A 25,765-nucleotide genomic window follows, 5' to 3' on the forward strand; every position below is an offset into this window, starting at 1 on the left:
GGTGCATCGGCGCCCCCATGCTAAACGATGCGCGCTGGCTTTTCGCGGTTTTCTCAGGCGACCGACTGCGCGAGTTCGGCCATCACCTCGGCCCGCGTGGTCACGTTGCCGAAGTGGTGCTTCCAGAGGTCGGTCCCCAGTTTGCCAGAGCGGTCCAGTGATGAGCCGACGGTCAGGTCAGTCACCAGTGTCGGGCAGAGCCCGGCATCGAACAGCGCAAAGCCTGCTGCCAGTACGCAGGTTTCGGTCTGCATGCCGCACACCAGCACGCGCTCCACGCCCAGTTGGCGGAGGTGGGCGATGGTCTCGGCAGTCTGGCCATAGCCATGCTTGATGAACACCTGGTCCACCTCGATCAGGCACTCGTCCTCGGCTGCCGGGTGCCAGCCGAGCTGGCGCTGGAACGGCGTTACCTGCTCATCGTGCAATTCGACCGAGGCGAACGACGGAATCCTCGCTGACAGCAGACGAATCCCGTCCACCAGCCATTCGGGGGGGCTGAAGGTGGACTGGACATCAACGATGAGCAGAACCTGCTGCATGAACGACTCCTGAATGCTCGAAACGGCCGCGGAGTATATCTGTTTGAATGGCCGCTGGTGGAACCAACCCTGCTCTGTGTATGCTGGCCACGCCCGAGCCCGATGCACCGGACGCCCCTATGCCCGTTGACCTGCAAGCACTTTACCCCAAGCTGATCCAGCTGATGCTGGACACAGTATTCGTGGTCGACCGGGACAACACCATCGTGTTCGTCAGCAATGCCTGTGAGGCGCTGCTCGGCTACCGCGCCGAGGAGCTGATCGGCACGCCGATCACCCGCTATATGCACCCCGAAGACCTGGAAGCCACGCGAGCTTCGATCATCCGGGTGATGAATGGCCACTCCCACAGTGACTTCCGCAACCGCTACCTGCGCAAGGACGGTGGCGTGGTGCACATCCTCTGGTCGGCCTTCTGGTCCGAAGAGGTGGGCGCGCGCATCGGCGTGGCACGCAACGTTACGGCGCTCACCCAGGCCGAGCTGGAATTGCGCTGGCTCGCCCACCACGACCCGTTGACCCGGGTGTGCAATCGCTCGCTGTTCAACGAGCGGCTGGCCAGCGCCCTGCGCCAGCAACGCCCGTTTGCGCTGCTGTTCCTCGATATCAATGATTTCAAGGGCATCAATGATGTGCACGGGCATGCCATAGGTGACCAGGTGCTGTGCACCGTCGCACGCCGCCTGGAGGACTGTGTCGGCCCGCAGGACACGGTGGCGCGCATGGGCGGCGACGAATTCACCGTGCTGCTGACCGGGCTGAGCGCAGTGGGCGCGGTAGCTGAAAAGATGGCGCAGATCCTCACCGCCATGGCCGTGCCGCTGACCAGCGGCCAGCGGCAGCTGCCCATGCCGTCCTGCAGCATCGGCGTGGCCTGCTATCCCACTGACGGCGCAGACATCGACTCGCTGCTCAACTGCGCCGATGACGACATGTACCGCAACAAGCGGCGCCGCTCCGTAACCGGGTGAGCCGGCGCCGGTAATGGCTGCCGGCCAGGCGCCCGCTGTGGCATCCTTTGCGCCCCGCAAGACCGGCCCACACAGGTATACCGCCATGACCCAAGCCACCGACCAGGCATTCTACGACCGCGCCGATGCGCACATCGACCTGGCCAACCAGCAGCTCGACACGCTCGCCGATATCGGCAAGGTCAGCGCTTCGATGACCTTCGCCGCCAGCCGCTTCAGTGCCTGGCTCAGCGCCCGCAACTTCAAGTCCGGCGCCGAAATGGCCGCCGCTCGCGAAGAAATCCTGAAGTACTTCAGCGAGCAATACCGGATGATGCTGGAAGACAACGTCGACGAGTACATCGAGCAGTTCGACCGTTACGTGCTGGGCAAGCAAAGTTGAGCTTCAGACCCTGAACCGCCCCACCAGCGCCGTCATCTCCCCTACCAGCCCTGACAACGCCTGGCTGGCCTCGCTGGTCTGCTGTGCACCCGCCGCCGACTGGCTCGACAGCTCGCGGATGTTCAGCAGGTTGCGGTCCACCTCACGCGCCACCTGCGCCTGCTCTTCGGCCGCACTGGCGATCACCAGGTTGCGCTCGTTGATCTCGCCAATGGCACTGTAGATCCCCTCCAGCACCTGGCCTGAAGCCAGGGTGACGTCGAGTGTCGACTGCGCCCGGCTGGTGCTGGCCTGCATCGAGGCGACCGCCGCCTCGGTCCCCTGCTGCACGCGGCCGATCATCTGCTCGATTTCCTGGGTCGAGGCCTGGGTACGGTAGGCGAGCGTGCGCACCTCATCGGCCACCACCGCAAAACCGCGCCCGGCATCCCCGGCGCGGGCCGCCTCGATGGCTGCGTTGAGTGCCAGCAGGTTGGTCTGCTCGGACACCGAACGGATCACCTCGAGCACCTTGCCGATATCGCGCACCTGCCCCACCAGCTGCTCGAGATGGCCGCTACTGGTCTGGATCTCGCGGGTCATGGCCTGGGTGCCATCGATGTTGTCGCTGACCTGCTGACGGCTTTTCTCCGCCAGCTGATTGGATTCATGGGTCGCCTGGGAGGTCGTCACGGCATTGCGTGCGACCTCTTCCACGGCCGTGGTCATTTCGGTGACGGCGGTGGCCGCCTGTTCCAGCTCCTGGCCCTGCTGGCGCAGGTTGTTGGCGCTTTGCTCGGTGACGGCATTCAACGCTTGCGTCGCATCGGCCAGCTGCCGGGTGCAACTGCTGATCTTGCCCAAGGTATCGCGCTGGCTCTGCTGCATACGCTCCAGTTCATTGAACAGCTGGCCGATCTCGTTGCGTTGCTGAGCCTGCACCGGCACGCTCAGGTCGCCACTGGCAATGCGCTGGAAGTGCTGGCCCGCTTCACGCAACGGGTGCAGCACACGCTGGGCGATGAAGGCCCAGCACAGGCCGGCAAGCAACAATGTCACCGCCAGCAACCCCAGGCTCAGCTGTTGCGCACGCTCCAGGCGACGGTCGGATTCCTGCATGATCTGCTGCCCGCGTTCGGTCAAGACTGCAACCAGTTGCTGGCGCAGCGCCTGCAGCCGGCCCATGGCATTGCCGGCGTCGGTGTTGACCCTGAAATACTGCTCCAGCGAGCGTTGCCGCGTGGCTTCGCGCTGCCCGTCCACCGCCTTGGCGTACTCAGCGAAGGTGGCTTGCAGCTCGCTGGCCACTGCGTGCAGCGCCGGCTCGCGCGTGTTTTCGACGAACTCGTCGACCAGCTTCTGGCTCTTGTCGTTCAGCTCGACCGACATCGCCATGCGTTTGTTCGCACTCTCGTCGTGGCCACCCAGCTGCTCGATGAAGCCCGAAGACACGTTGGCACTGGAGCGGATCGCCATCAGCAGGGCATTGTTCAGCCGGTCCGACTGGTGCGCGGTCTGATCCAGTTCGGTGATCTGCTCGTCGCTGCCCAGCGCCGCCCGCCAGGCACTGACGGTGGAGAACAACAAGGTCAGGCTGAACAACAACAGCACCCAGAACATTCCGGTACGGATCTTCAGGTCGGCAAACATGCGTGCGGTACTCCTTTTGTGCTGGTTGACGCCACTTCTGGTCGAGGTTTCGACGGTGGGTCAGCAGCTATCGGAGTCTGCGCCGCAGGCTTGAGCGCGCCCACACGGCTTGTGTTCGGTAACCGAACAGATGTTGCGTGCCGTGCGCTTCGGCCGAGAGCTTCACCGCCGGCACCGCATTGCCAGGCCCGAGCCGTTCGGCATGACGCAACAGGCGCCCGGCGTTGGTCAGCACCAACAGCATACTGAGGTTGTGCAGCAGCGCGGCGATCATCGCACCCGCTGCACCCAGCAGGCCGAACGCGGCGGCCACCACAATCGCCAAGGTTCAACTCAGGCCGATCAGGGCTTACAGATGTATGCCGCGAGGCGTGCAGCGCTTAGGTGATCGAGCGCCGGAACTGCCACGGCGAACACCTCCCGGCCGCCCCCAAAACAACCTGCTCAGACGCTGCGCGTCACGCCACCATCAACCCTGATGTTCTGCCCGGTGATATAGGCAGCGCCATCGCTGGCGAGGAAGGCGATGGTGGCGGCGATCTCCTCGCTGGTACCGTAGCGCTTGAGCGGTACGCTGTCGCGGCGCTGCTCGGTGGCCGGCAGGCTGTCGATCCAGCCGGGGAGCACATTGTTCATGCGCACATTATCCCCGGCGTAATGGTCGGCGAAGATCTTGGTGAAGGCGGCCAGGCCTGAACGGAACACAGCCGATGTAGGAAACAGATCAACCGGCTCGAACGCCCAGGCGGTGGAGATGTTGATGATTACCCCGCCCTGCTGTTTTTGCATATGAGGCGTCACCAGCCGCGTCGGGCGGATGACATTGAGCAGGTAGGTGTCCATGCCCTTGTGCCAGTCCTCGTCGCTGATTTCCAGGATGGGAGCGCGCGGGCCGTGGCCGGCGCTGTTGACCAGCACGTCGATGCGCCCCCATTGCTCGACCACGGCCTCTACCAGGCGCTGCAGGTCCTCGACCGACTGGTTGCTGCCAGTGACGCCAATGCCGCCAAGCTCGGCGGCCAGCGCCTCGCCCTTGCCCGATGAGGACAAAATGCCAACCTTGAACCCGTCAGCGGCCAGACGACGTGCCGCTGCTGCGCCCATGCCGCTGCCACCGGCGGTGATGATTGCCACTTTTTCTACAGACATGTTGCCTCCTGGGGTGATGGAACCGTGCAGTTGCGAGTCCATTACACTAGCAGTCACCCACTGGCCGAGGGAGGCAGCCAAGGTTTGCGCATGCAGTAGATTAACTATCGTCTACCTGGCTTTTCAGCCACGCTCTGACAAAGCCCAGCGCTGGCGCCTCCTGCGCCTTGCGTGGCCAGACCAGGTAGAAGGCCTTGTCCAGCCGCAGCTGCAGAGCCAACACCTGTTGCAGCCTGCCTGCAGCGATGTCGTCCTTGACGAAGGCATGGCTGGCGAGTGCTACACCCTGCCCGCCGATGGCAGCATCGATGGCCAGCGATGTCTGGTTGAAACGCACACTCTTGGCCGTCGGCTTCGGATGCGCAGGGAACAAGGCGGCGGTGAACTGCGGCCAGAAGTTGTGCCCATCGTGCAACGCGACATATCGCTGCAAGGCGGCAAAGCTGTCTGGCCTGCCCATCTCAGCCACCAGTGCCGGGCTCGCCACCGCGACGATGCGCTGCTCCATCAGCAGCTCAGCGTTCAGCCCGCCAGCGAACGGCGGCTGCCCGTAGCGCACGGCGATGTCGACGCCATCGGTATGGAAGTGTGCGAGGCGTTCGCTGGCCAGCAGGCGCAGATCGATGTCGGGGTAGGCCTCGGCGAAGTGGCCGAGCCTTGGAATCAGCCACTTCGAAGCAAAGGTAGGCGTCACGCTGACCGTGAGCTGGGAAGGCACCGGGCGCAGCAGCCGGGTGGCTTCGTCGATCATGCCCAAGGCACTGCGGATACTCGCTGCATAGCCACGCCCGGCATCGGTCAGCCTGACACCCCGTGGCAGGCGCTCGAACAGGCGTACCTGCAGGCTGGCTTCCAACCCGCGCACCTGCTGGGCGACAGCCGCCTGGGTCACGCCCAGCTCCTCGGCGGCGAGGCGGAAGTTCAACTGACGCGCCACCACTTCGAACACACGCAGCGCATTGAGTGACGGCAACCCGGGAAAACCAGCAGGCATGGGAATGGAATTTCTATCGGCGAAGGTCTACCGAGGCTACCGCCGTCAGCTCGGGTTTGGAAGCGGTGCCAGTCGATCATTCATCGCAAAGGCCCCGACCAGGGGGTATCCTGCCCCCGAGGCTGGGGTCAGGGTTTGCTGCGCCAATAAAGGGTGAGCGCCACCGCATCCACGGCCAGCACGATCATCACCACGAGGAACATGAAGCAGTGGTCTTCCACGAGCATTGGCGTATCCCCCGCCTGGTCAGCTTTAAAGCATTGCCAGCAATTCCTGTTCCATGGCGCTCAACGGGAGATGCGAATGTTTTCATCTGAACGGCTGAAAGGTCTCGACGTCTTTGTCGCGGTCGCTGACCTGGGCAGTTTCACTGCCGCGGCCGAACGGCTGAACCTCACCGGATCGGCTGTGAGCAAGAGTGTCGCGCGCCTGGAGGAACGCCTTGGGGTACGGCTGTTCAACCGTACCACCCGCACCTTGGCGCTGACCGAGGCGGGTATTACGTTCTACCGCACCTGTACGTCGGTCCTGGCCGACCTGGAGCAGGTCGAGCATGCGCTCAGCGCCGAGGGCGACGAGCCTCACGGCAAGGTGCGGATAGACTTGCCAGCCTCGTATGGCCGGTTGCATGTGCTGCCGCTGATCCTGGATTTCATCCACCAGCATCCGTTGCTGCGACCGCACATCTCGTTTACCGACCGCTTTATCGACCCGCAGCACGAAGGCATCGACATCGTCGTGCGCATCGGCGGCGCGGATGCCTGGCCAGCCAGCCTTGGCCATCAGTATTTCGGCGCCCAGCGCCTGATCTTTTGCGCCTCACCCGGCTACCTTGTACAGCACGGTACCCCGCAAAGCGAAGGTGATCTCGATCAGCATCACTGCGTCGGCTATGGGCACGGCGACGGTCAGGTCAGCCCGTGGTTTTTCAAAGGCCGGCAGCCGGGAGAGATGGAGCGGCGTACACTGCAGGCACGCATCGCAGTCGGCGATGGCGAGGGTGAAGTGGCCGCTGTGCTCGCCGGGCATGGCATTGGCCAGCTGCCGACCTGGCTGACCCAACGGCACCTCGACCAAGGCACGCTGGTCGAGGTGCTGCCAGAACTGGCAACGGACGGCCTGCCCATGAACCTGGTCTGGCTGAAAAGCCGCGAGAACCAGCCCAAGGTCCGCGCACTGCTGGACTACTTGCTGCCGCGGCTGACGCCCCACGGCAGCCGGGCCGGCGACAGCTGACTGCCCTGCCCTAGCGCTCAGGCGCCAGATTGCGAATGGCCAACGCCAGCAACAGCGCCAGCACCGCAACGGCAGCAGCCACGTAGCCGAGGTAGCCAATACCCAGGTTCGCCACGGTCATGCCACCGACGATGGCCCCCACACCGATACCGGCGTTGGCCGCCGAGACATTACTGGTGCCCGCCAGCGCCTGTGCGTGGTTGACCGAACGCATGACCCGTACCTGGCTGACCGGGTAAAGCGCCGTGTTGGCGATGCCCCACAGCCCAAGCGCAACACAGAACAGCCAGCCGTCTTGAGCCAGCGGAACGGCCGCGGCCATGCCCAGCGCAAGCAGCACGAGAAAGCCGAGGGTGGCTTTGATCGGCGACTGGTCGACTGCCTTGCCACCCATCCAGTTACCCACCAGACCAATGGCGCCAAAGCCCATCATCCACCAGCCCACATCGGCAGGTGCCACGCCCGCGACACGCTCGAGGATGTCGGCCAGGTAGGTGTAGGCGATGAACATGGCACTGAACACCACCACCGAAAGCAGTACGTTGGCCAGGAAACGCGGCTCCCTGAAAATCCGTGCCTGCTGGAGGAAATCCACCTTGGCCATGCGCGCCACGCTCGGCATGTAGATCCACATGGCCACAGCCATGAGCAACGACAGCCCGGCGAGCAGCCAGAAAGCCCCTCTCCAGCCGACCGCACTGGCCGCCACGGTACCTAGCGGAATGCCCAGCAACATGGCCGCCGAAATCCCCAGGTACACCCTTGAAATAGCCTGCCCAGCCCGCTGCGGCCCGGCCAGTTGCCCGGCTGTCTCGCTGGCTGTGCCCCAGAACACCGGCAAAGCCAAGGCAGGCACGACACGGGCCACGGCAAGCAGCCAGAAGCTGCTTGAAGCGGCGGCCACCGCGTTGGCCGCGGCGAACAGCAGCAAGATGCCGATGAACAGTTTTTTCCGCGGCAGGTGTGACAGCGTCGCCGTCAGCGGCGGACCGGACACCATCACTGTGAAGGCGAACAGCGTCACCAGTTGCCCGGCCACGGCAATCGAAATGTTCAGGTCCCTGGCCAGCGCGGGAAGCAGCCCTACGATGAGGAATTCGGTGGTAACGATGAGAAAGGCGGAAAAGGCCAGGATCGCGATGCTGATTCCTGCGTTTCTGGAAGTGGAAGCAACCTGTGCGGTTGGTTCGTAAACGGACATTGGGAAGCTCCTGTTAATGGCCTCCCAGTTTATTCATTCCCAAATAATCAATTACTGGCAAATGATCACATGAAAATGGAATCAGATTCATCAATAGAGCAGTGACTGACCAGTAAGCTGCACTCAACCTGAGGCGCAGGTCCAGGGCGACAAGCGGGCAGATGGCTGGCCATTGGCATTTGGCAAATGGCTACTACACTGCATTTGCCCACGAATAATGTAGGGCCTTAGCGTCTGATGATTACAAGGAGAGAATCATGCCCGCCAGCTCCAGCCTCACGTGCAATTTCAGTATCTCCAGCAGCCTCGACCTGGGTGTCTCGTTCGCCAGCGACAATGGCGGCGCCAGCTACGGTGGCCAGATCAGTATCTTCACCCCAGCCACTGCCGGCCCTGTCACCACTGGCCTGTGGGACAGTGATGGCAATGTGTTCTTCACCCTTTACCTGACGGACAACCCCGAGATCAACTGCGTGATCAACTCCGGGTCTCAGCCAGGCACCTGGGAGCCTTACATCGTTGTGGCTCAGGCTGCTGGCCTCAACTGTGAAATCGGCAGCCCGCAAGGGAGTGGCGAGAACCGCTACGACTACACGCTGAGCGTGTCCCTTGCCGGCAACCTTCAGCAGAAGCCTACGTGACCGCCCGGGTCACGCCGATGATCTAGCCACGCGCCAACAGTACGCACGTCACCTGGCCTGAAGGGCTGACGCCCCTCGCCCGCTGGCGCGGTTTCCGTGTGCACGGGCATTTGCCGGCCGTGCACTGCGGCGCGTTCGTTCGCATGTTGTCAGGGAGAATCCGCACATGTACCAGCAACAGGTCAACCATCCGGCCAACCTTGGCGCCGAGCCCTTGGCTACCGAGGTTTACGAGGCGATGTTCGAAGTCTTCGAGCAGATATCGAGTTTCTGGGGCAACCTGCCCGCCCCGCAGCAGTACAAGTCCAGGTTGTTCGTGTTCATGGACAACCGCATCCGGTTGCACCCTGAGTACCGCAGCATCTACACCCAGGCCAGACAGACCCTGGACGCGCTGATCGCCGAAGTGGGCAAGGCGCAGGCCTACAAGACCCTGTTCACCGACCCCGCTGCCAACCAGAGCCCGCCGGAAACACCACTGGCCTTGGCCAGGCAAAAGGTCTCCAACGAGTTCATCGCCTTCCAGGTCTCGCAAGGGGGCTTCAAAGCCTTCACCGGTGCAGTGAATTACCTGAGCTTCATCGCCGGCGCATTCATCCCCGGTGAACCCGCCCCCTACAGAACCACCGAGGAGTCGCCACGATGAACACGGACGTACTGATCATAGGGTCGGGGGTTGCCGCCGCCGCGCTGGCCAGCCGCCTGCTGCAGGATGACCCGCAGCGCGACATCCTGATCATCGAAGCCGGTACCCGGGTCAAGATGCAGGACCAGGCGCTGTGGGACGACTTCATGGTCTCGGGCAACGCCTACGCGAAACTGCCTTACTACAAGTACAACGATCTTGATTATCCGGAGCGCGATGCTCCCGGCGAAAACCGCAATGTCGGCGCGACGGTGGTGCCACTGGCCGGTGCCAGAGTGATGACCTACGGCGGATCGACCATCCACTGGGGCGGCTGGTCGTTTCGCCTCAAGGCCGAAGACTTCAGGCTCAAAAGCAATACCGGCCAGGGCGCCGACTGGCCGCTGGACTACGCCGAACTGGAACCTTACTACCACCAGGCCGAGTGCTACATCGGGGTGTCAGGCGATTCCAGCGACCAGGACCCGCCTCGCTCGGCGGACTACCCCTTCCCCGCCTTTCCCTACACCCTTGAAGACCAGCCTGCCCACCAGGCTATGACGGCGCTGGGGATGAGCACCGCTCACGTGCCGATCGCGCGCCACGGCAGTACCGACACCACCTCGCGCCATGCCCCCTGCAAGACCACTGGCACGTGCAAGTACTGCCCATTTGGCGCGCGCTATGCCGCCCCTAACTACCTGAACGATATGCTCGACTGGGGCAACTTCCCCAACCTGCGGGTGCTCGACAACTGCGTTGTCGAAGAGGTGCTGATGGCCTCGAAGCAGCGCGCCAGCGGTGTTGCCTGCCTGGACAAGATGAGCGGCCAACGGCTGACCATCGATGCCTGCACGGTCATCGTTGCCGGCGGTGCCATCGAGTCGCCCAAGTTGCTGCTGCGCTCGCGCTCGGCTTACTGGCCCAACGGGGTCGGCAATGACCACGACCTGGTTGGCCGCTACTTCATCACCCACCCCTACTTCATTTTCACCGCCACGGTAGACCACAACCCGCAGCGCCTGCAGCCGGAAATGGACTTCCCGACGCTGTGCAGCCGCTATTTCGACAGCCCGCAGGAGCAGGCCAAGGGCAAGTTCATCCTGATCAACCCGCCCAGCACGTACACCAGCCTCGTCAACGGCAAGACCCTGAGCATCGCGCAGATGATGCAGAGCGGCATGCTCCGCGCCGACATCGATGCTGCAGTGCGCGGGCCTGCGCAAGTGCAGATCCACGGCATGCTCGAGATCCCCAGCGAATACCACAACCGGGTGACCAACCTCGACATCCGCAACCGTATCGGCCTGCCGGAAACCATCGTCGACTACTCCCAGTCGCCGGACTTCAACACCCGCATCCAGGAGATTGGCGACCACATTGCCAAGATTTTCGAAGGCATGGGTGCCACGCCAGCCGGCCCGCCATCGATCTCCTGGCGAGCCGACCACTCAGCCTGCACCTGTCGCATGGCGGACAGCGCGCAAGACGGGGTGAACGACAAGCACCTCAAGCTGTTCGGTGTCGACAACCTGTACGTTTGCTCCAACGCTGCGTTCCCCAACACCGGCGCGGTCAACCCGACGCTGACCCTGACCGCCCTTGCGCTGCGGCTGGGCGAACACCTGGCCGCGGCGCGCAAGCCCTGACAATGGAGGTCACCCATGAAGACGCTGGAACAAGAAAAGAGCGAGCTGAGCCAATGGCTGCACACGGCCATGGGCATCGAACTGTCGACCATCCCCCTCTACATGACGGCACTGATCAGCATCAAGCCCGGCAGGAACCGGGTTGCAGCAAACCTGATACGCAGCGTGATGATGGAAGAGATGCTGCACCTGTCGCTCGCCGGCAACCTGCTCTCGGCCATCGGTGGCCGCGTGCAGTTCAGCGAACAGAACGTGCCATCGTTCCCATTGACCCTGAAGTTCCAGGGCAAGCAGTTCAGAGAACGTGAATTCGAGGCCAACCTCGGCCCGTTCAGTGCAGCCAGCATCGAGGTCTTCACCGAGATCGAACTGCCCGAAGGCTGGGGCCAGCCACCGCAACTGCAGGCCATGCAGGAAATCGACGTGCCCGGCTACACCATCGGTGAGTTCTATGATGCCCTGGCCCATAAGCTGGCAGCCCTGTGCGAGGTCTACGGCGAACGGGCCGTCTTCAGCGGCAATCCACAGCACCAACTGGGACTGAACTACTATTGGGGCGGCGGCGGCAAGCCGATCGTGATCACCAGCCTGGCATTGGCTCGGGAAGCGATCGAGGTGATCGTCACCCAGGGCGAAGGCACTCGCGGCGCGGTGTATGACGTTGACAGCTATTTCAGTCAGCCCGAGGAAGTCGCGCATTTCTTCCGCTTTCGCGAAATCCAGTTCGCCCGCCACTACCGACCTGGGGACGACCCACGACAGCCCCCCACGGGCGCGGCATTCGAGGTGGACTACCTTGAGGTGTACCCAATCAAGGCCAACCCAAAAGCGACGGACTATCTGGGCGACCCGGAGATGGCGGCACTCAACGAGCAGTTCAATCGCCTTTACTCGCTGATGCTGTATCAGATCGCCGAAGCGCTCAACGGCGCCTCCGGTGCCATGTATACGGCCATCCTCAACAGCATGCACGACATGACCGGCACCGCCCTGCAGATGGTCGCCACGCCGATTGCCAACGACCCCGACGGGCACCATGGTGCGCCCACTTTCGAATGGGTGCCGCCGGCGATTTAAGCCTCGCGCAACACCAGGAGTGCCGCCTTGAGGGCGGCACTCGCTTTTCAGCTGAGCCTCAGCGGGCCTTGCCTGCGACCGTCACCGCTGCAGACTGGCGAGCCTTCTGCGCGGCCTGGATCAACTGGTAGTTGCGATTGCGCAGGGCGGTGTTGCCGCCAACCCGCTGGTTGGAACGCACCGCCAGCACTTCGGCCTGGTCATACTGCCCCTGCTCCAGGCGCAGCACGCCCAGATAGTGCAGCGTGGCCGGGTTGCCCGGCTGGATCTGCAGGGCGCGCTCCAGCGTGGCGGCGGCCTGGTCCAGCTTGCCTTCTTCATACTGCCGCGAAGCGCGCTCGATCAGCTGGGTCGAGGCGTTGTTGCTGCGTGCCGGTGCCGAGTATGAACCTGCCTGCACGCCTTGGCAGGCAACGGTGCTGAACAACAGGAACAGTGCTGACAGCAGGCGCTGGCTTGGCATGGGGGTGGGCACTCGAAGAGGCGTCAGGTGAATTTGGCGAGAGGCTACAGACCGGGCCCGCAGCCTGAAGTTCCCGAGGTACAATGCGCGTCTTACGCTGCACATCAGAGATGGACATGAACCGCCAGAAGAAAATCAAACAGCTGCTCAAGGCCCACCAGAAGAAGGCCAATGCCAAGCTGGCGCCCAAGAGCAACAAGCCCAGGTACATCAGCAAGGCCGACCGGCTGAAGCTGGATGCCGAGGCACAGGCCGCTGCCGGCGTCGATACCCCTGCCGTGCAAGCCTGAACCAGGCAAGTGCCGATAGAGCAATCACGGCTAGGCACAACAAGGGCTGATCGGGTGATGCTAGTGCTCACCGCACTTCCAGAGACTCCGTACGTTGACTGACATACAGCCCAGCCCCGCCTACGCCAGACGGTTCGAAGCCGTGCTCGCCTACATCGACAGTCATCTTGAAGGCGACCTGTCAGTGAACGCCTTGAGCCGGATCGCCAACTTCTCGGCGTATCACTTTCATCGGCAGTTCTCCGCGTACATAGGCATTCCTGTTTCGCGGTATGTACAGCTGCTTCGGCTTCGGCGCGCGGCACATCAACTGGTCGCCTCGCCAGCGACCCCTGTGCTGGAAGTCTCATTCGCAGCAGGTTTCGAAAGCCCCGAGGCGTTTTCCAGGGCGTTCAAGCGGGCTTTCGGCAGGGCGCCCAGTGTGTTTGCCAAAGCCCCGAACTGGCAGGCCTGGAGTGCGGTATTCGTGGTTCCTCACTTGTCCAGGAGCATCAGCATGCAAATACGAATCGTGGAATTTGCCGAAACCCGCGTGGCGGCACTCGAACACCATGGCTCACCGGGCCTGCTTGGCGAAAGCGTCGAACACTTTCGCCAATGGCGCCTGCACAGCGGTCAGTCGCCGGTGGCCCAGAGCCGCACCTTTGGCATTCCATACAACAACCCTGACACCGTTCCCGAAGACGATTTCCACTTCGCAATCTGTGGCGAGATAGCTGAAGCCGTAAGGCCCAATAGCTTCGGCGTGCAGGAGCGGGTCATCCCTGCTGGACGATGTGCCGTCATTCGCCATGCAGGCTCGCCTGACCATATCGGCGAAACCCTCTACCCGCTTTACCGCGACTGGCTACCCGTCAGCAACGAAGAACTGCGCGACCATCCGTTGTTTTTCCATTACCTGAGTGTTTACCCCGAGACGCCGCTGGATCAGTGGCAAACGGATGTCTACGTGCCTTTGAAGTAGGTAGCCTGCCGCTGGTCAAAAGCAACTGCGCGGCGAGGTTGCCCAGTAGTGTCACGGCCATCGCCGAAGGGCCATGGCGAAGGGCGTTACGCACCACCAACAGAATGTTTGGGCCCGGGGACAGGGTTGTCGTCAGGTAGGCCAAGGCGAAGGGAAGCCATAGATGCAGAGTAAAAGACAAATCCTTTTGCTATCAGTGAACATGCACTGCCTGGGAAGCCGTGTCGCTGACATGCAGCGACAGGCAGGCACTAGAGTGGCGCCGAAGCGGCCTGGCGGCGCATGGCGAGAATCGCCGCACCAAAGCCAATGAAGGTCGTACCCACTACCCGGCTCACCCAACGCGACAGCGCCGGCCGGATGAGCACGCCCTTGGCCCGCGACGCCAGCGCCGCATACAGCGTCAACGAGATCAGCGACAACGCCACGAAGATCCCGGTCAGGGTGAGGAACTGCGGCAGCAACGCCGCGCCCTGGTCGATGAACTGCGGGAACAGCGCGGTGAAGAACATGGTTGCCTTGGGGTTGGTAACAGCAGTCAGGAACGCCGACTTGTACAACTTCAGCGGGGTCGGCTTGCTCACCTTCGCGGCCACCTGGTCGACCAGCATCGGGCCCTTCTTGAGCAACTGCCGGGCACCGAGGTAGAACAGGTAGCCAGCACCGATCAGCTTGACCGCGTTGAACAGCATTTCGGAACTGGCCAACAAAGCGCCGAGCCCGAGCATGGCCGCCGCCGACAGGCAGAACAGCCCGGTGCCATTGCCCAGCGACGACCAGAGCGTACTGCGCTGGCCATGGTTGATGCTGTTGTTGATGGCCATCAGCGTGGCAGGCCCCGGGCTGGCGATGGCGATTGCAGCGACCAGGGTGAAGGCAAGAAGCGAGTGGGTATCCATACGGCAAGCTCACGAACGTTGCGAAGCCTGCATCTTACACAAGTCCAGCGGTTTCAGTCGTTGCCCTGGCGCTTGGCGTTCTTCTTGCTGATGGCCTTCATTCGCGTGGCCGCGCGTTGCACGGTGGCCATCTTCTCCGGGCGCTTCATGCCGCGCCACTTGCGGATTTCTTCACGGGTGCGGCCGCAGCTCACGCACAACTCGCTGTTGAGCTGGCAAAGCGCGACGCAGGGGTTTTCGATGTCTTTGGCCATGGAGGGCTCCGGTTGCGGGCGCGAATCATACCGTGTGCATCACAAACTGCCGCAACCTGCGGAAAAAATCCTCCGCGTCGGCCAGCTTGTGGGCTAAGACAATTTTCACATCCGCTTCACCAACGGGCCACAAAGCCGAGGATAAGGTGCAGCCAGCCTTGTCCCCGGAGTGGCAGCATGCTGGAAAATGTAATTGCGACGCACCCGCGCCTTGTGCACCTCAAAGGCCGTAAGCTGCCTGCAGCCTGGCTGCTGGCCGTGGTGCTGGCCTTCACGGCGTTCGGCCTGTGGCATGTGCTTCGTCCACATGTCAGCAACCTGGGCAGCGCGCAGCTGATGAGCGAGCACGGCGTCTACAGCGCCTGGAACAGCGACCAGGTGATTGTCCTGATCCGTCATGCCGAACGCTGCGACCGCTCCAACCATGCCTGCCTTGGCGACCCTGCCGGCATCACCGTGGAGGGCAACCAGGCAGCGACCGCCGTTGGCGAGGGCATCCGCCACCTGGGCCTGGCCGACGCCGATATCCTCAGCAGCCCAGAGGTGCGCACCCAGCAGACGGCGTCAGCCGTGTTTGGCAAAGCCATCGAAACCCAGGACTGGCTGGCACGCTGTGACAGTACCTTTGCCAACGCTGCCCTGGCTCACAAGCGCGAGGGTCACAACCTGGTGCTGATCACCCACAGCGGCTGCATCGACCACCTCGAGCGGCAGCTGCGCGTCGCAGGCGGCGAACGGGTTGCCGGCTATGCCAGTGCACTGTTCGTCAGCAAAGACAGCAACGGCAAGGCCCACTTGCTCGGGCAACTCAACGCCAACCAATGGCAGACACTCAACAGCAGCACAGGGATGTAAGCATGCCCGTTTCTCCACGCACCGCTTTCTACGTCAACAATTTGCTATTGCCGCTGCTGCTGGCGGCAATCACGTTCCTGCTGTTCGATCTCACCGAACTGGACCGCTGGATCAGCAACCTGTTGCTCGATCCCGTCAGCGGGCAATTCCCGCTGCTGCATGACCAGTTGTTCGAAAAATTGACCCACAAATGGCCACGCGTGCTACCGAACTGGACCGGTGAGGCGGCGATCATCGGTTCGCTGCTGTCGTTCATCTGGCCGCGCCTGGCCAACCATCCCGATGCTCTGATCACCCGTGGCCTGAATGCCGCCAGAATCAGCCCGGTGCTGCGTTTCACCCACCGTCATCGCCGCGACTTTCTGTTCGTGGTGGTGGCATTTGCCCTGTGCACCACCGTCATCCATTACCTGAAAAGCCACACCAGTGTGTATTGCCCGGTGGAAACTACCCTCTACGGTGGCCCAGAGGCGCGCGTGGAGTGGTACGAGCAGTTCAGCTGGTTCAGCAAGGCCGGTGAAGGCCGTTGCTGGCCGGGCGGCCATGCGTCCAGCGGTTTCACCCTGCTGGCACTGTACTTCGTGGCGCTGCGTTACCGCTGGCAGCATGCACGCAAGCTGCTGGTGGCCATCCTGCTGATCGGCTTCGTCTACGGCACCACCCGCGTGCTGCAAGGCTGGCACTACATGTCGCATACCTTCTGGGCCGGCATCTTCGTGTGGCTGACCACCTGGGCCACCGCCCTGGGCTTCTATGGCCGCGAGGCACTCCAGGCGCCCGCTCGGTCCCCCTCGGACAAGGCGACGGTGAACGCCTATGCTTGAGCGATGCCACTGCTCAGGATCAGCGACATGCCCAACCCCGAAGACGCCCTGCTGCACAGTTGGCAGCACAACGCCCAGGCGTGGATAGATGCGGTGCGTGGCGGCCTCATCGAGAGCCGCCGGCAGGTCACCGACCAGGCAATTTTGCTGGCGATCCTCGGCCGCCAGCCTGAGCGTGTGCTGGACCTGGGCTGCGGCGAAGGCTGGTTGCTGCGGGCGCTGGCTGATCGCGGCATAGAAGTGACTGGCGTAGATGGCGACATCGTGTTGGTCGAGGCGGCGCGGGCCTCAGGCTCGACGCCCGTACACTAGGCCAGCTATGCGCAGCTCGCCGCAGGTGAAGTGGATATCGGCCGTGGCTATACGCTGATCTGTGCCAATTTCGCTCTGTTGCAACAAGACATCATCCCCTTGCTGGCGGCGATGAAAGCACGGCTGGCGCCCGGTGGCGTGCTGGTGATCCAGACCTTGCACCCTTGGAGCGTGGCAGACGGGGACTATCAGGACGGCTGGCGCGAGGAGTCTTTTGCCGGGTTTGCCGGGGACTGGCAGCCGATGCCGTGGTACTTCCGGACCCTGGCCAGCTGGCTGAATGCCCTGGACATGGCCGGGTTCCGCTTGCTGAGCCTGCAGGAGCCGCAGCATCCGCAGAGCCCGCTGCCGCAGTCATTGCTGATGATTGCCGAGTAGCCCGATCCCACGCTTTTACTCTAGGGGCGCGTCCCCCGGTTAACGCTGGGCTGTGGCCTGGTCCACGGACGGGCTCAGCTTCAGTATGCGATCACGCCCGCCTTCGGCGAGCAGGTAGCCACCCTTGCCATCGGCGATGATCGACTGCGGCGCCTTGAGGAAGGTCAGCACCACGTGCTGGGTGCCATCAGCGTCCACCCGCAACAAACGTGCGCGGTGGGTATTGTCTTCGCTGATCCACAGGCCGCGCTGATCGCACATCAGGAAGGTCGGATGGCGCAGGCCCTCTACCACCACCGGGTCCCTACCGTCCTCGGACACTGCACGAACGATGCCGGTGCCCTTCTCGGTGTACAGCAGGCGGCCGTCGGCGCAACGGGTCAGGCCCTCGGTTTCGGTCAGCCCCGAGCGCAGGACGTCAAGCTGGCCGCTGGCCCACTCATAACGCATCAGGCGCCCATTGCCCTTGCGGTCTTCGATGGCATACAGGTGATCGCCGTCGTTCCATAGCCCCTGCACACTGTCGCCGTCGAACAGGCGGGTGACCTGGCCATCGCGGGACAGGCTGACAGGCGCGTGGCCACCTTCCTGGCTGAATACCCAACCCTCCTGTGCCGCGACCATGCCGTCGGGTTTGGACAGGTTGTCGATCAGCACGACCCGATCGCCGCTGGCGCTGATCTTCAGAATGCTGCCTTTGCCGTCATCCAGCTCGCGGCTGACCAGCAGGCTGCCGTCGGCCTGGGGCAGCAGCGAAGCGGCCTTGGCCACGTCACGATGCAGCACCTCGACCCGCCAGCCACTGGCGGCCTGCACCGGGTAGAACGACTGCCAGGCGAAAAAACCCAAAGTGGCAGCCACCAGGCCGGTAGATACAGTCAGGGCAATGCGGGTGCTGCGCCGACGCAGGATGGGCATGAACGGGGCTCCTTTTGTTGGGCCCGAATCCTAGCAAGAGGATGTGAAAATTTCGTCAACGACCAGGCAATCACAAAAGGATATAAAAAGAACAAAAAAATCTAACCAAATGGAATTAAAAAATTGAAAGCCAAACGCGTCCTCCTTAGGCTGGGTACACCGTTTCCCACCCTGCTCAAGGAGCGTCGACCATGCCTTTCTCCCCCTTGCGCCGCCTGCTCGTCGGCGGCCTCCTGGCGACTGTGGCCAGCAGCCTGCTGCCGTGGTCCAGCGCCTTCGCCGAAGACGCCAAGACCCTGCGTATCGGTTATCAGAAATTCAACAGCATCAACATCCTCAAAGGCAGCGGCGCGTTGGAAAAGGCCCTGGCCCCCCAAGGCGTGAAGGTCAGCTGGCACGAATTCGCCGCCGGCCCGCAACTGCTCGAAGCGCTGAGCACCGGCGCCATCGACTTGGGCCACGCGGCCGACGCGCCATCGGTATTCGCCCAGGCTGCCGGCAAGCCGGTGGTCTACCTGGCCGCCGAACAACCCTACCCGCGTGGCATCGGCCTGGTGGTGCGAGAACAGGATCATCTCACCGCAGTGCAGGACCTCAAAGGCAAGCGCGTGGCCACCGGCCGCGGCTGGAACGCCCAATACCTGCTGGCGGTGGCCCTGGAACAGGCCGGCCTGAGCTATCAGGACATCACCCCAGCCTATGTCAACAACGCCGCCGATGCCGTCGCCGCCCTGCAATCGGGCAGCGTGCAAGCCGTTACCCTGTGGGACCCTTTCCTCGCTGCGGCCGAAAGCCAGCCAGGCCTGAAAAACCTGCGCGACGGCAGCGGCCTGACCAACAACCGCACCTTCTATCTGTCTACCGCCACCTTCGCCGACCAGCACCGCGCGCTGCTGAAAACCTTCTTCAGCGAGCTGGGCAAGGTCAGCCAGTGGGCCAACGCCAAGCCCGCCGAAGTGGCCGCACTGCTGGCACCGCAATTGGGCATCAGCGCCAATGTGCTGGAGGTGGCCAGCGAGCGGCGCAACTATAACGCCGTGGCCATCACCCCGCAGATCATCGCCGAGCAGCAGAAACTGGCCGATACCTTCCAGGGTCTGGGCCTGATCCCGCACAAGCTGCAGGTGGCCGATGCGATCTACCCGGCTTCCGTATTGCCGTGACCAGGGAGTGAAGGCAATGCCCCGCCACATCCGCTTCAACGCTTTCAGCATGAACGCCGCCAGCCACCAGTCCCCGGGGCTGTGGCGTCACCCGCGCAACACCAGCGTGGCGTTCAACCGCCTGGACTACTGGACCGACCTCGCGCGCCTGCTGGAGCGCGGGTTGTTCGATGCGCTGTTCATCGCTGACGTTCTGGGCATCTACGACGTCTACCAGGGTGGCCCGCAAGCCGCCCTGCGCGGTGGCGTGCAAGTGCCGGTCAACGACCCGCTGTTGCTGGTGCCGGCCATGGCCGGGGTCACCGAGCACCTGGGGTTCGGCGTCACCTTTTCGCTGACGTATGAACACCCTTATCCCTTTGCCCGGCGTATGTCCACGCTCGACCATTTGAGCAATGGCCGGGTCGGCTGGAACATCGTCACCGGCTACCTCGACAGCGCTGCGCGCAATCTGGGCCTGGCCCGGCAGCTGGGCCATGACCAGCGCTACGATCTGGCCGAGGAGTACCTGGAGGTGCTGTACAAACTCTGGGAGAAAAGCTGGGAAGACGATGCCGTAAAACAGGATCGCGAAGCCGGACGCTACATCGAACCGTCGAAGGTGCACGCCATCAACCACGCTGGCGAACACTTCCAGGTGCCCGGCATGCACCTGTGCCAGCCTTCGCCCCAGCGCACCCCGGTATTGTTCCAGGCCGGCGCCTCGGCGCGTGGCCAGCAATTCGCCGCCCGGCATGCCGAGTGCGTGTTCATCAGCGGCCCGACGCCCGCCGTGCTGCGCCGCTACGCCGACGGCATCCGCCAGGCCAGCGAGGTGGCCGGGCGTGGGCGGGACGAGGTGCTGATCTATGCCCAGGCGCTGCTGATCGTCGCGCCGACCTCGCAAGAGGCCCAGGCGCGCTTTGCCGAATACCGCCGCTACGTCGACCTGGACGCCGCCCTTGCCCTGCTTTCGGGCTGGACCGGCATCGATTTCGCCGGCCTAGACCCGGATGCGCCCATCGAATACGTTGAAAACGATGCTGGCCGTGCGGCCCTGGCGGCGTTCACCGCCGCCGACCCGAACCGCCGCTGGAGCGTGCGCGAAGCCGCCGAATTCGTCGGCCTGGGCGGGCGTGGCCCGGTACTGGTCGGTTCGCCCGGCGAAATTGCCGACCAGCTGGAACACTGGCTCGACCAGACCGGCATCGACGGTTTCAACCTCACCTACGCCGTGCAACCGGACGACCTGGCCAATGTCGTCGATCTGCTGGTGCCGGAGCTGCAGCGTCGTGGCCGCTACCCGCTGAACTACACCGACGGCACCTTGCGCCACAAGTTGTTCGGCCACGGCGACCGGCTGCCCGATGGGCACGCCGGGCGTCAGGCTCGCATTCAGTAACTGAATGTCGAGTATTTCAACATTTAATTTGTGGATGATGCGGGCTGCCCCCTATGCTGTCCGCACATCCCCTGCACGCACCGGCCGGTGTGGTCCAAGGCACGGGGAGAGAACAACAAGTCGAGACTGCTCATGTCGAACCACTCCTACTTCGCCCCCCACGGTGGGCACCCAGCTCAGACCGAGCTGCTGACTGACCGTGCCATGTTCACCGAAGCCTATGCCGTCATCCCTAAAGGCGTGATGCGTGACATCGTCACCAGCCACCTGCCGTTCTGGGACAAGATGCGCATGTGGGTCATCGCCCGCCCGCTGACCGGTTTCGCCGAAACCTTCTCGCAGTACATCGTCGAAGTAGCCCCGGAAGGCGGCAGCGAGCGCCCTGAGCTGGACCCGAACGCCGAAGCCGTGGTGTTCATCGTCGAAGGCGAGCTGGACATCACCGTCGAAGGCAAGCACCACACCCTGACCCCAGGCGGCTATGCGTTCCTCGCCCCTGGCGCCGAGTGGAGCCTGCGCAACAACAGCAAGGCCAACGTCACCTTCCACTGGCTGCGCAAGCACTACCAGAAAGTCGAAGGCCTGGCCGTGCCGGAGTCGTTCGTCACCCACCGCGACAACGCCACCGTCATCGAAATGCCGGGTACCGAAGGCCGCTGGGTCACCACCCGCTTCGTCGACATGGCCGACATGCGCCACGACATGCACGTCAACATCGTCACCTTCCAGCCTGGCGGGGTGATCCCGTTCGCTGAAACCCACGTCATGGAGCACGGCCTGTACGTACTGGAAGGCAAGGCGGTATACCGCCTGAACCAGGACTGGGTCGAAGTGGAAGCCGGTGACTTCATGTGGCTGCGCGCCTTCTGCCCGCAGGCCTGCTACGCCGGCGGCCCAGGCAAGTTCAGCTACCTGCTGTACAAGGACGTCAACCGTCACGTGCACCTGACCCTCAACCCACAGCGTTGAGTTCAGGCTGATGCCGAAAGCCCGCCACCTGGCGGGCTTTCTGTTTGCCGCGCATACTGACTAGCCCTGCCCTAGCGCGGTACACGCCATGAACCGCTGCCTGATGCTTGCCCTGCTGCTTGTCTCCATTGCCAGCCTGGCGGCTGACGACTGGAAGATCGCCTACGACCGCGAAGGTATCCGCGTTTACCTCGCCGCGGCAGCTGATTCGCCCTACCAGCAGTTTCGCGGCGTCAGTACCATGAAAGCCAGTGTACGCACGCTCACCGACCTTCAGGAAAACCTGCGGGTGGCCTGCAAGTGGCTGTATGCCTGCGAGCAGATGCGCCTGCTGCAGGTGGAAGGCGACACGACCTGGGTCTACCTGACCACCAACCTGCCATGGCCGACCCTGCCGCGCGACATCATACTCAAGGTCCGCACCGAACGCCTGGATGACGGCGCGCTGGTGCGCCACCTGAGCGCCGAACCGAACCGCCTGCCAGAAGAGCCGGGGTTGATTCGCGTGCAGCACCTGTCGGGCGAATGGATCATGAAGCCGCTTGGCGAACGGGAAACCGAGGTGACCTACCAGTTGCAGGCAGACCCGGCCGGGGACGTACCGGGCTGGTTGGCCAACCGGTTTGTGGTAGACGCTCCGGTGGTGACGCTGCGTACATTGCGTGCGGTAGCCGAACGCCAGCCCTGAGCGGCTCCTGGCTTACTGAACCACCCCGCAGGCCACGCGGGCACCGCCACCGCCCAGCTTCTCGGGATGGTCGCTGTGGTTATCGCCACCTGCATGCACCATCAACGCATGACCTTTGAAATCTGCGGCTTTCAGGCGTGGCGCCAACACCGGGTAGGTGGCCTTGCCGTCGGCACCGACATACAGCGCCGGCAGGTCACCCCGGTGGCCGCTGTCGTCATAGGGACCCTTGTGGGCGTTGGTGGCGTCAGGGTCCCAGTGCCCGCCTGCCGCACCCGCTGGCACCGCTTTGCCGTTTTCCTCTGCCGCTGCGCATGAACCCTTCTGATGCAGGTGGAAACCGTGTACACCCGGCGGCAGGTCCTTGAGATCCGGGGTGAGCACGGTGCCGTACTGGTTCTGCTCGATGCTGATGGTCCCGACCGACTTGCCCGGGCCATCCGTCCCGGCCAGCTTCAATTCCACCGTTTGCGCGGCCTGGGCGAGACCGGCCGAGGCCAGCAAGGCGGTGAAGATGACTGCTTTCATGTACTTTCTCCATGGTTGGGGTCAGGCGGGTTTCTTTCCCGCGTCACGAGTGGGACTGCGCAGCTTGCCAGCCATTCCGTTCAGCCACAGACTGAAACACTTCCCTAGCCGCCCGGAGCCCGTTCGCGTGTCCCTCAAAGCCTTGCGCACCCTGGTTGCCATCGCCCGCCACGGCACCTTCGCCCGTGCCGCCGACCTGCTCAGCCTCACCCCTTCGGCCGTGAGCCTGCACATCAAGACCCTCGAGGACGAACTCAAGGTCGCACTGTTCGACCGCAGCCGCCGCTAGGTGGTATTGACCGAGGCCGGGCAACTGGCCGTTGCCCGGGCCGAACACATCCTCGGCGCCTACGACGAACTGGCCGACACCTTGGCCAGCGGCCCAAGCCTGCGTGGCCGGCTGCGCCTGGGGGCGATCCACACGGTCCTGGCGCGACGCCTGCCCAAGGCCCTGGTCTGGATCAAGGCGCACCACCCGGAACTGCACATCAGCGTCAACTCAGGGATGTCGGCGGAACTTGCACGGCGGGTCGAAGACGGCGAGCTGGATGCAGCGATCACCACGGAACCGGTCAGCCCCTACCCGCAGAGCCTGGTTTTCACGCCCCTGTTCGAAGACCGTTTCTGGGCGATCGCCAGCCCCGACCTGGCCGGCCAGAGCCTGCCACAGCTGTTGGCCAGCCAGCCGTTCCTGCGCTTCGACAAGCGTGCCTGGGCCGGGCGGCAGATCGAGCAGGAGCTTCGCCGCCAGCATTTGCAGGTCAGCGAACAAATGGAACTGGACAGTCAGGAGGCACTGGCGCGCATGGCGGTGATGGGGCTGGGGGTGGCGATCATTCCCATGGCCGATGACGACCTGCAACGCTTGCCGGCGGCCACCTGCCTGCCCTTTGGCGAGCCGCAGCTGGTGCGACGGGTGGTGTTGCTGGAACACCAGAAGAGTCAGCGGCGGCACCTGACTGCCGTGTTGAAGGCTGCCATGGACGCCTGAACGTACAGTTTTTCTCAACGGTCACTGCAGAAATCAACGTTTTTCCCAATCGATCGACCACGCTAACCTTTGCTCGTACCCGACCACGGACATCCCCCCATGCTCCACCTGCTGCTGACCACCCTGGTGCCCATCATTTTGCTGATTGCCCTGGGCACCTTCCTGCGTATCCGCGGCTTTCTTGGCGAGTCGTTCTGGCCGGGCGCTGAACGCCTGAGCTATTTCGTGCTGCTGCCGTCATTGTTCCTGCATGGCCTGGCCACGGCCAATCTCGATGGCGTGCCGGTGCTGGGCATGGTCGGCGTACTGATGCTTTCGACCCTGCTGGGGGCCGCGCTGCTGGTGCTCTACCAAGGTGCGGTCAACCACGAGGGCGCTGACTTCACCTCGGTGTTCCAGGGCGGCGTGCGCTTCAACAACTACATCGGTGCCACCCTCGCCGCCGGCCTCTATGGCAGCGCCGGGATTGCCCTGGCGGCGGTGGCCAACGCCGCCATCGTACCCCTGGTCAATCTGCTTTGCGTGCTGGTGTTCGCCCGATTCAGCGCACGCCACAGCTCCCCGGCGACGGTGTTGCGGGCCATCTTTGCCAACCCTTTGATCGTCGGCTGCGCCGGCGGCCTGTTGCTGCGGGTCACCGGCCTGGGACTGCCGGCGGGCCTGGAACCCACCGTCAAGGCGCTGGGCCAGGCCGCCCTGCCCCTGGGCCTGCTGTGCGTGGGGGCGGCACTGGGTGGTGCCAGCCTGGGCCAGCAGGCGCGGCCACTGCTGGCAGCATCGGCCTTCAAGTTCCTGGTCATGCCGCTGACCACCTGGGGCCTGTGCCGCCTGCTGGGGCTGGGTGGCCAGGCGGCGGTGGTGGCCGTGCTGTTCCAGGCCTTGCCGACAGCCTCGTCGTCTTACGTGATGGCGCGGCAGATGGGCGGCAACGCACCGCTGATGGCCACCATCATCGCCTTGCAGACCGTGCTGGCCGCAGTCACCTTGCCATTGGTGCTCATGCTGGCGCTGAAGTGAAGCCGCTTGGCTAGACTGTGAATCAGCCCACACTTCGGATACGCGACCATGCGCCTCTACTGGACAGTGATCTGCCTGACTTTGCCCCTGCTCGCCAGCCCTTTGCATGCCGAGGAAAGTGCCAAGGCCGCCGTGGCCGAAGACAAGGCAGAGAAGCTGGAGAAAAAGGTGGTGGATGATGCCCCGCCCCCCAAAAAGACAGAAACCATCACCCCTGCCGAGGTGCAGGCAGTGGACCCGGCAGGCCAGGCGCCGCTGGACGACAGCATCACCTGCCTGGCCCGCACCCTCTACTGGGAAGCCAAGGGCGCCGACGCCCAGGACATGAGCGCAGTGGCCAGCGTGGTGCTCAACCGCTTGGGCCAAGAAGGGTTTCCCGACACCATCTGCGGCGTGGTCAAGCAAGGCGTGGAGACCAAGTCCTGCCAATTTTCCTGGTGGTGTGACGGGCGTTCCGACCAGGTCGAGGAAGCGCAGCGCTACGATGTGGCCAAGGAGATTGCGCGCAAGGCCCTGAACCAGCAGCTCAAGGACTCGACGGGAGGCGCGCTGTATTTTCATGACCGCAATGTGCACCCGGACTGGGCCAAGGCCTATCGCAAGACGACCGAAACCCGGCACTTCCTGTTCTACAAACCGAACCAGGCGCTGGCCCGCTGACACGCAATCGCACTTTTCTGGCGTTATCCGGTCTACTCCCTCTTTTGCCGCCCGCAAGTCTTTGCTGGCGTTTTCTTTGCTTTGCACGAGACCGGGCCAAAAGCCTCGCGCTTGT

The 25,765-nt window shown here is 63.5% G+C and carries 27 protein-coding genes and 3 pseudogenes; 19 read left to right on the top strand and 11 right to left on the bottom strand.

Features of this window, described 5'->3' with window-relative positions:
* Positions 1-53: 53 nt before the first annotated feature.
* Positions 54-542 carry an isochorismatase family protein gene (locus tag APH33_RS24660; RefSeq protein WP_054887655.1) on the bottom strand — a complete coding sequence of 163 codons (489 nt, stop codon included), beginning with the start codon at positions 540-542 and terminating at the stop codon, positions 54-56.
* 119 nt (positions 543-661) lie between these two features.
* Here APH33_RS24660 and APH33_RS24665 point away from each other — a divergent pair, with 119 nt between their 5' ends.
* The gene (locus APH33_RS24665) at positions 662-1,513 is read left to right on the top strand and encodes a GGDEF domain-containing protein (RefSeq protein ID WP_054887656.1); all 852 of its coding nucleotides are present in this window, start codon (positions 662-664) and stop codon (positions 1,511-1,513) included.
* Positions 1,514-1,598: 85 nt separating this feature from the next.
* Positions 1,599-1,895, top strand: coding sequence for a DUF3144 domain-containing protein (locus tag APH33_RS24670; RefSeq protein WP_054887657.1), 297 nt, complete (start codon positions 1,599-1,601; stop codon positions 1,893-1,895).
* A 3-nt stretch (positions 1,896-1,898) separates the two neighbouring features.
* Here the strand turns inward: APH33_RS24670 and APH33_RS24675 are convergent, their stop codons facing one another.
* The 4 genes and pseudogenes from APH33_RS24675 to APH33_RS24690 all read right to left on the bottom strand — a co-directional run bounded on the left by APH33_RS24675 (position 1,899) and on the right by APH33_RS24690 (position 5,667).
* Positions 1,899-3,524: a methyl-accepting chemotaxis protein gene (locus APH33_RS24675; protein WP_054887658.1), complete on the bottom strand. Its 1,626-nt coding sequence runs from the start codon at positions 3,522-3,524 to the stop codon at positions 1,899-1,901.
* A 136-nt stretch (positions 3,525-3,660) separates the two neighbouring features.
* Positions 3,661-3,852, bottom strand: a pseudogene (locus APH33_RS27300) (hypothetical protein); the annotation flags it as partial.
* Between the two features lie 116 nt (positions 3,853-3,968).
* Positions 3,969-4,673: an SDR family oxidoreductase gene (locus APH33_RS24685; RefSeq protein WP_054887660.1), complete on the bottom strand. Its 705-nt coding sequence runs from the start codon at positions 4,671-4,673 to the stop codon at positions 3,969-3,971.
* Positions 4,674-4,773: 100 nt separating this feature from the next.
* Positions 4,774-5,667 carry a LysR substrate-binding domain-containing protein gene (locus APH33_RS24690; protein WP_054887661.1) on the bottom strand — a complete coding sequence of 298 codons (894 nt, stop codon included), beginning with the start codon at positions 5,665-5,667 and terminating at the stop codon, positions 4,774-4,776.
* Between the two features lie 303 nt (positions 5,668-5,970).
* Between APH33_RS24690 and APH33_RS24695 the strand changes: the two genes are divergently transcribed.
* Positions 5,971-6,903, top strand: coding sequence for a LysR family transcriptional regulator (locus APH33_RS24695; protein ID WP_054887662.1), 933 nt, complete (start codon positions 5,971-5,973; stop codon positions 6,901-6,903).
* Between the two features lie 10 nt (positions 6,904-6,913).
* On the opposite strand, the gene APH33_RS24700 is transcribed toward APH33_RS24695, so the two are convergent.
* Positions 6,914-8,104, bottom strand: a complete 1,191-nt coding sequence (locus tag APH33_RS24700) for an MFS transporter (RefSeq protein ID WP_054887663.1) — start codon at positions 8,102-8,104, stop codon at positions 6,914-6,916.
* Between the two features lie 257 nt (positions 8,105-8,361).
* Here APH33_RS24700 and APH33_RS24705 point away from each other — a divergent pair, with 257 nt between their 5' ends.
* From APH33_RS24705 to APH33_RS24720, 4 genes are all read left to right on the top strand, one after another.
* Positions 8,362-8,745: a hypothetical protein gene (locus APH33_RS24705; RefSeq protein WP_054887664.1), complete on the top strand. Its 384-nt coding sequence runs from the start codon at positions 8,362-8,364 to the stop codon at positions 8,743-8,745.
* Positions 8,746-8,911: 166 nt separating this feature from the next.
* The gene (locus APH33_RS24710; protein WP_054887665.1) at positions 8,912-9,391 is read left to right on the top strand and encodes a hypothetical protein; all 480 of its coding nucleotides are present in this window, start codon (positions 8,912-8,914) and stop codon (positions 9,389-9,391) included.
* Positions 9,388-11,019: a GMC oxidoreductase gene (locus APH33_RS24715; protein ID WP_054887666.1), complete on the top strand. Its 1,632-nt coding sequence runs from the start codon at positions 9,388-9,390 to the stop codon at positions 11,017-11,019. The genes APH33_RS24710 and APH33_RS24715 overlap by 4 nt, the downstream gene beginning before the upstream one ends.
* A 15-nt stretch (positions 11,020-11,034) precedes the next feature.
* On the top strand, positions 11,035-12,096 hold the full coding sequence (locus APH33_RS24720; RefSeq protein WP_054887667.1) for a ferritin-like protein: 1,062 nt from the start codon (positions 11,035-11,037) through the stop codon (positions 12,094-12,096).
* 58 nt (positions 12,097-12,154) lie between these two features.
* Here the strand turns inward: APH33_RS24720 and APH33_RS24725 are convergent, their stop codons facing one another.
* Positions 12,155-12,559: a tetratricopeptide repeat protein gene (locus APH33_RS24725; RefSeq protein ID WP_054887668.1), complete on the bottom strand. Its 405-nt coding sequence runs from the start codon at positions 12,557-12,559 to the stop codon at positions 12,155-12,157.
* A gap of 116 nt (positions 12,560-12,675) precedes the next feature.
* Here APH33_RS24725 and APH33_RS24730 point away from each other — a divergent pair, with 116 nt between their 5' ends.
* Entirely contained in the window at positions 12,676-12,849 is a 174-nt protein-coding gene (locus APH33_RS24730; RefSeq protein ID WP_082433707.1) for a DUF2986 domain-containing protein, read from the top strand.
* A 94-nt stretch (positions 12,850-12,943) separates the two neighbouring features.
* Positions 12,944-13,813 carry a GyrI-like domain-containing protein gene (locus tag APH33_RS24735; RefSeq protein ID WP_054887670.1) on the top strand — a complete coding sequence of 290 codons (870 nt, stop codon included), beginning with the start codon at positions 12,944-12,946 and terminating at the stop codon, positions 13,811-13,813.
* Positions 13,814-14,064: 251 nt separating this feature from the next.
* Here the strand turns inward: APH33_RS24735 and APH33_RS24740 are convergent, their stop codons facing one another.
* On the bottom strand, positions 14,065-14,712 hold the full coding sequence (locus APH33_RS24740) for a LysE family translocator (RefSeq protein WP_054887671.1): 648 nt from the start codon (positions 14,710-14,712) through the stop codon (positions 14,065-14,067).
* Between the two features lie 53 nt (positions 14,713-14,765).
* On the bottom strand, positions 14,766-14,966 hold the full coding sequence (locus APH33_RS24745; protein WP_054887672.1) for a DUF1289 domain-containing protein: 201 nt from the start codon (positions 14,964-14,966) through the stop codon (positions 14,766-14,768).
* Between the two features lie 177 nt (positions 14,967-15,143).
* Here APH33_RS24745 and APH33_RS24750 point away from each other — a divergent pair, with 177 nt between their 5' ends.
* The 3 genes and pseudogenes from APH33_RS24750 (at position 15,144) to APH33_RS24760 (ending at position 17,335) form a co-directional block, all read left to right on the top strand.
* Complete coding sequence (locus tag APH33_RS24750) at positions 15,144-15,821, top strand: histidine phosphatase family protein (RefSeq protein ID WP_054887673.1); 678 nt, start codon at positions 15,144-15,146, stop codon at positions 15,819-15,821.
* Between the two features lie 2 nt (positions 15,822-15,823).
* Positions 15,824-16,645, top strand: a complete 822-nt coding sequence (locus APH33_RS24755; RefSeq protein WP_054887674.1) for a phosphatase PAP2 family protein — start codon at positions 15,824-15,826, stop codon at positions 16,643-16,645.
* A gap of 27 nt (positions 16,646-16,672) precedes the next feature.
* Positions 16,673-17,335, top strand: a pseudogene (locus APH33_RS24760) (class I SAM-dependent methyltransferase).
* A 39-nt stretch (positions 17,336-17,374) separates the two neighbouring features.
* Here APH33_RS24760 and APH33_RS24765 read toward each other — a convergent pair.
* Positions 17,375-18,253, bottom strand: a complete 879-nt coding sequence (locus APH33_RS24765) for a hypothetical protein (RefSeq protein ID WP_054887675.1) — start codon at positions 18,251-18,253, stop codon at positions 17,375-17,377.
* A 191-nt stretch (positions 18,254-18,444) separates the two neighbouring features.
* Here APH33_RS24765 and APH33_RS24770 point away from each other — a divergent pair, with 191 nt between their 5' ends.
* The 4 genes from APH33_RS24770 to APH33_RS24785 all read left to right on the top strand — a co-directional run bounded on the left by APH33_RS24770 (position 18,445) and on the right by APH33_RS24785 (position 22,454).
* Entirely contained in the window at positions 18,445-19,416 is a 972-nt protein-coding gene (locus tag APH33_RS24770; RefSeq protein WP_054887676.1) for an aliphatic sulfonate ABC transporter substrate-binding protein, read from the top strand.
* 16 nt (positions 19,417-19,432) lie between these two features.
* Positions 19,433-20,797 carry an LLM class flavin-dependent oxidoreductase gene (locus tag APH33_RS24775; protein ID WP_054887677.1) on the top strand — a complete coding sequence of 455 codons (1,365 nt, stop codon included), beginning with the start codon at positions 19,433-19,435 and terminating at the stop codon, positions 20,795-20,797.
* Between the two features lie 132 nt (positions 20,798-20,929).
* Positions 20,930-21,766 carry a bifunctional allantoicase/(S)-ureidoglycine aminohydrolase gene (locus APH33_RS24780; RefSeq protein WP_027918838.1) on the top strand — a complete coding sequence of 279 codons (837 nt, stop codon included), beginning with the start codon at positions 20,930-20,932 and terminating at the stop codon, positions 21,764-21,766.
* Between the two features lie 88 nt (positions 21,767-21,854).
* Positions 21,855-22,454 (top strand): START domain-containing protein, encoded by a 600-nt coding sequence (locus APH33_RS24785; RefSeq protein ID WP_054887678.1) that lies wholly within the window; start codon positions 21,855-21,857, stop codon positions 22,452-22,454.
* A gap of 12 nt (positions 22,455-22,466) precedes the next feature.
* On the opposite strand, the gene sodC is transcribed toward APH33_RS24785, so the two are convergent.
* Entirely contained in the window at positions 22,467-22,982 is a 516-nt protein-coding gene (sodC, locus tag APH33_RS24790; protein WP_054887679.1) for a superoxide dismutase family protein, read from the bottom strand.
* A gap of 127 nt (positions 22,983-23,109) precedes the next feature.
* Between sodC and APH33_RS24795 the strand changes: the two are divergent.
* The 3 genes and pseudogenes from APH33_RS24795 (at position 23,110) to APH33_RS24805 (ending at position 25,650) form a co-directional block, all read left to right on the top strand.
* Positions 23,110-23,973 (top strand): annotated as a pseudogene (locus APH33_RS24795) (LysR family transcriptional regulator).
* Between the two features lie 99 nt (positions 23,974-24,072).
* Positions 24,073-24,990 carry an AEC family transporter gene (locus APH33_RS24800; protein WP_054887680.1) on the top strand — a complete coding sequence of 306 codons (918 nt, stop codon included), beginning with the start codon at positions 24,073-24,075 and terminating at the stop codon, positions 24,988-24,990.
* 48 nt (positions 24,991-25,038) lie between these two features.
* Entirely contained in the window at positions 25,039-25,650 is a 612-nt protein-coding gene (locus APH33_RS24805) for a cell wall hydrolase (protein WP_054887681.1), read from the top strand.
* Positions 25,651-25,765: the final 115 nt, after the last annotated feature.

This window comes from Pseudomonas sp. NBRC 111130 (assembly GCF_001320485.1).
In the GTDB taxonomy this organism is placed as follows: Bacteria; Pseudomonadota; Gammaproteobacteria; order Pseudomonadales; family Pseudomonadaceae; genus Aquipseudomonas; species Aquipseudomonas vlassakiae.

Bases quoted from the DNA above. Each gene is read 5' to 3' on its own strand.
- APH33_RS24695 (WP_054887662.1), top strand. From the start codon at position 5,971: ATGTTTTCATCTGAACGGCTGAAAGGTCTCGACGTCTTTGTCGCGGTC.
- APH33_RS24700 (WP_054887663.1), bottom strand. From the start codon at position 8,104: ATGTCCGTTTACGAACCAACCGCACAGGTTGCTTCCACTTCCAGAAAC.
- APH33_RS24750 (WP_054887673.1), top strand. From the start codon at position 15,144: ATGCTGGAAAATGTAATTGCGACGCACCCGCGCCTTGTGCACCTCAAA.
- APH33_RS24705 (WP_054887664.1), top strand. From the start codon at position 8,362: ATGCCCGCCAGCTCCAGCCTCACGTGCAATTTCAGTATCTCCAGCAGC.
- APH33_RS24725 (WP_054887668.1), bottom strand. From the start codon at position 12,559: ATGCCAAGCCAGCGCCTGCTGTCAGCACTGTTCCTGTTGTTCAGCACC.
- APH33_RS24800 (WP_054887680.1), top strand. From the start codon at position 24,073: ATGCTCCACCTGCTGCTGACCACCCTGGTGCCCATCATTTTGCTGATT.
- APH33_RS24720 (WP_054887667.1), top strand. From the start codon at position 11,035: ATGAAGACGCTGGAACAAGAAAAGAGCGAGCTGAGCCAATGGCTGCAC.
- APH33_RS24675 (WP_054887658.1), bottom strand. From the start codon at position 3,524: ATGTTTGCCGACCTGAAGATCCGTACCGGAATGTTCTGGGTGCTGTTG.
- APH33_RS24685 (WP_054887660.1), bottom strand. From the start codon at position 4,673: ATGTCTGTAGAAAAAGTGGCAATCATCACCGCCGGTGGCAGCGGCATG.
- APH33_RS24770 (WP_054887676.1), top strand. From the start codon at position 18,445: ATGCCTTTCTCCCCCTTGCGCCGCCTGCTCGTCGGCGGCCTCCTGGCG.
- sodC (WP_054887679.1), bottom strand. From the start codon at position 22,982: ATGAAAGCAGTCATCTTCACCGCCTTGCTGGCCTCGGCCGGTCTCGCC.
- APH33_RS24745 (WP_054887672.1), bottom strand. From the start codon at position 14,966: ATGGCCAAAGACATCGAAAACCCCTGCGTCGCGCTTTGCCAGCTCAAC.
- APH33_RS24730 (WP_082433707.1), top strand. From the start codon at position 12,676: ATGAACCGCCAGAAGAAAATCAAACAGCTGCTCAAGGCCCACCAGAAG.
- APH33_RS24710 (WP_054887665.1), top strand. From the start codon at position 8,912: ATGTACCAGCAACAGGTCAACCATCCGGCCAACCTTGGCGCCGAGCCC.
- APH33_RS24670 (WP_054887657.1), top strand. From the start codon at position 1,599: ATGACCCAAGCCACCGACCAGGCATTCTACGACCGCGCCGATGCGCAC.
- APH33_RS24665 (WP_054887656.1), top strand. From the start codon at position 662: ATGCCCGTTGACCTGCAAGCACTTTACCCCAAGCTGATCCAGCTGATG.
- APH33_RS24780 (WP_027918838.1), top strand. From the start codon at position 20,930: ATGTCGAACCACTCCTACTTCGCCCCCCACGGTGGGCACCCAGCTCAG.
- APH33_RS24765 (WP_054887675.1), bottom strand. From the start codon at position 18,253: ATGCCCATCCTGCGTCGGCGCAGCACCCGCATTGCCCTGACTGTATCT.
- APH33_RS24715 (WP_054887666.1), top strand. From the start codon at position 9,388: ATGAACACGGACGTACTGATCATAGGGTCGGGGGTTGCCGCCGCCGCG.
- APH33_RS24740 (WP_054887671.1), bottom strand. From the start codon at position 14,712: ATGGATACCCACTCGCTTCTTGCCTTCACCCTGGTCGCTGCAATCGCC.
- APH33_RS24805 (WP_054887681.1), top strand. From the start codon at position 25,039: ATGCGCCTCTACTGGACAGTGATCTGCCTGACTTTGCCCCTGCTCGCC.
- APH33_RS24755 (WP_054887674.1), top strand. From the start codon at position 15,824: ATGCCCGTTTCTCCACGCACCGCTTTCTACGTCAACAATTTGCTATTG.
- APH33_RS24660 (WP_054887655.1), bottom strand. From the start codon at position 542: ATGCAGCAGGTTCTGCTCATCGTTGATGTCCAGTCCACCTTCAGCCCC.
- APH33_RS24775 (WP_054887677.1), top strand. From the start codon at position 19,433: ATGCCCCGCCACATCCGCTTCAACGCTTTCAGCATGAACGCCGCCAGC.
- APH33_RS24785 (WP_054887678.1), top strand. From the start codon at position 21,855: ATGAACCGCTGCCTGATGCTTGCCCTGCTGCTTGTCTCCATTGCCAGC.
- APH33_RS24690 (WP_054887661.1), bottom strand. From the start codon at position 5,667: ATGCCTGCTGGTTTTCCCGGGTTGCCGTCACTCAATGCGCTGCGTGTG.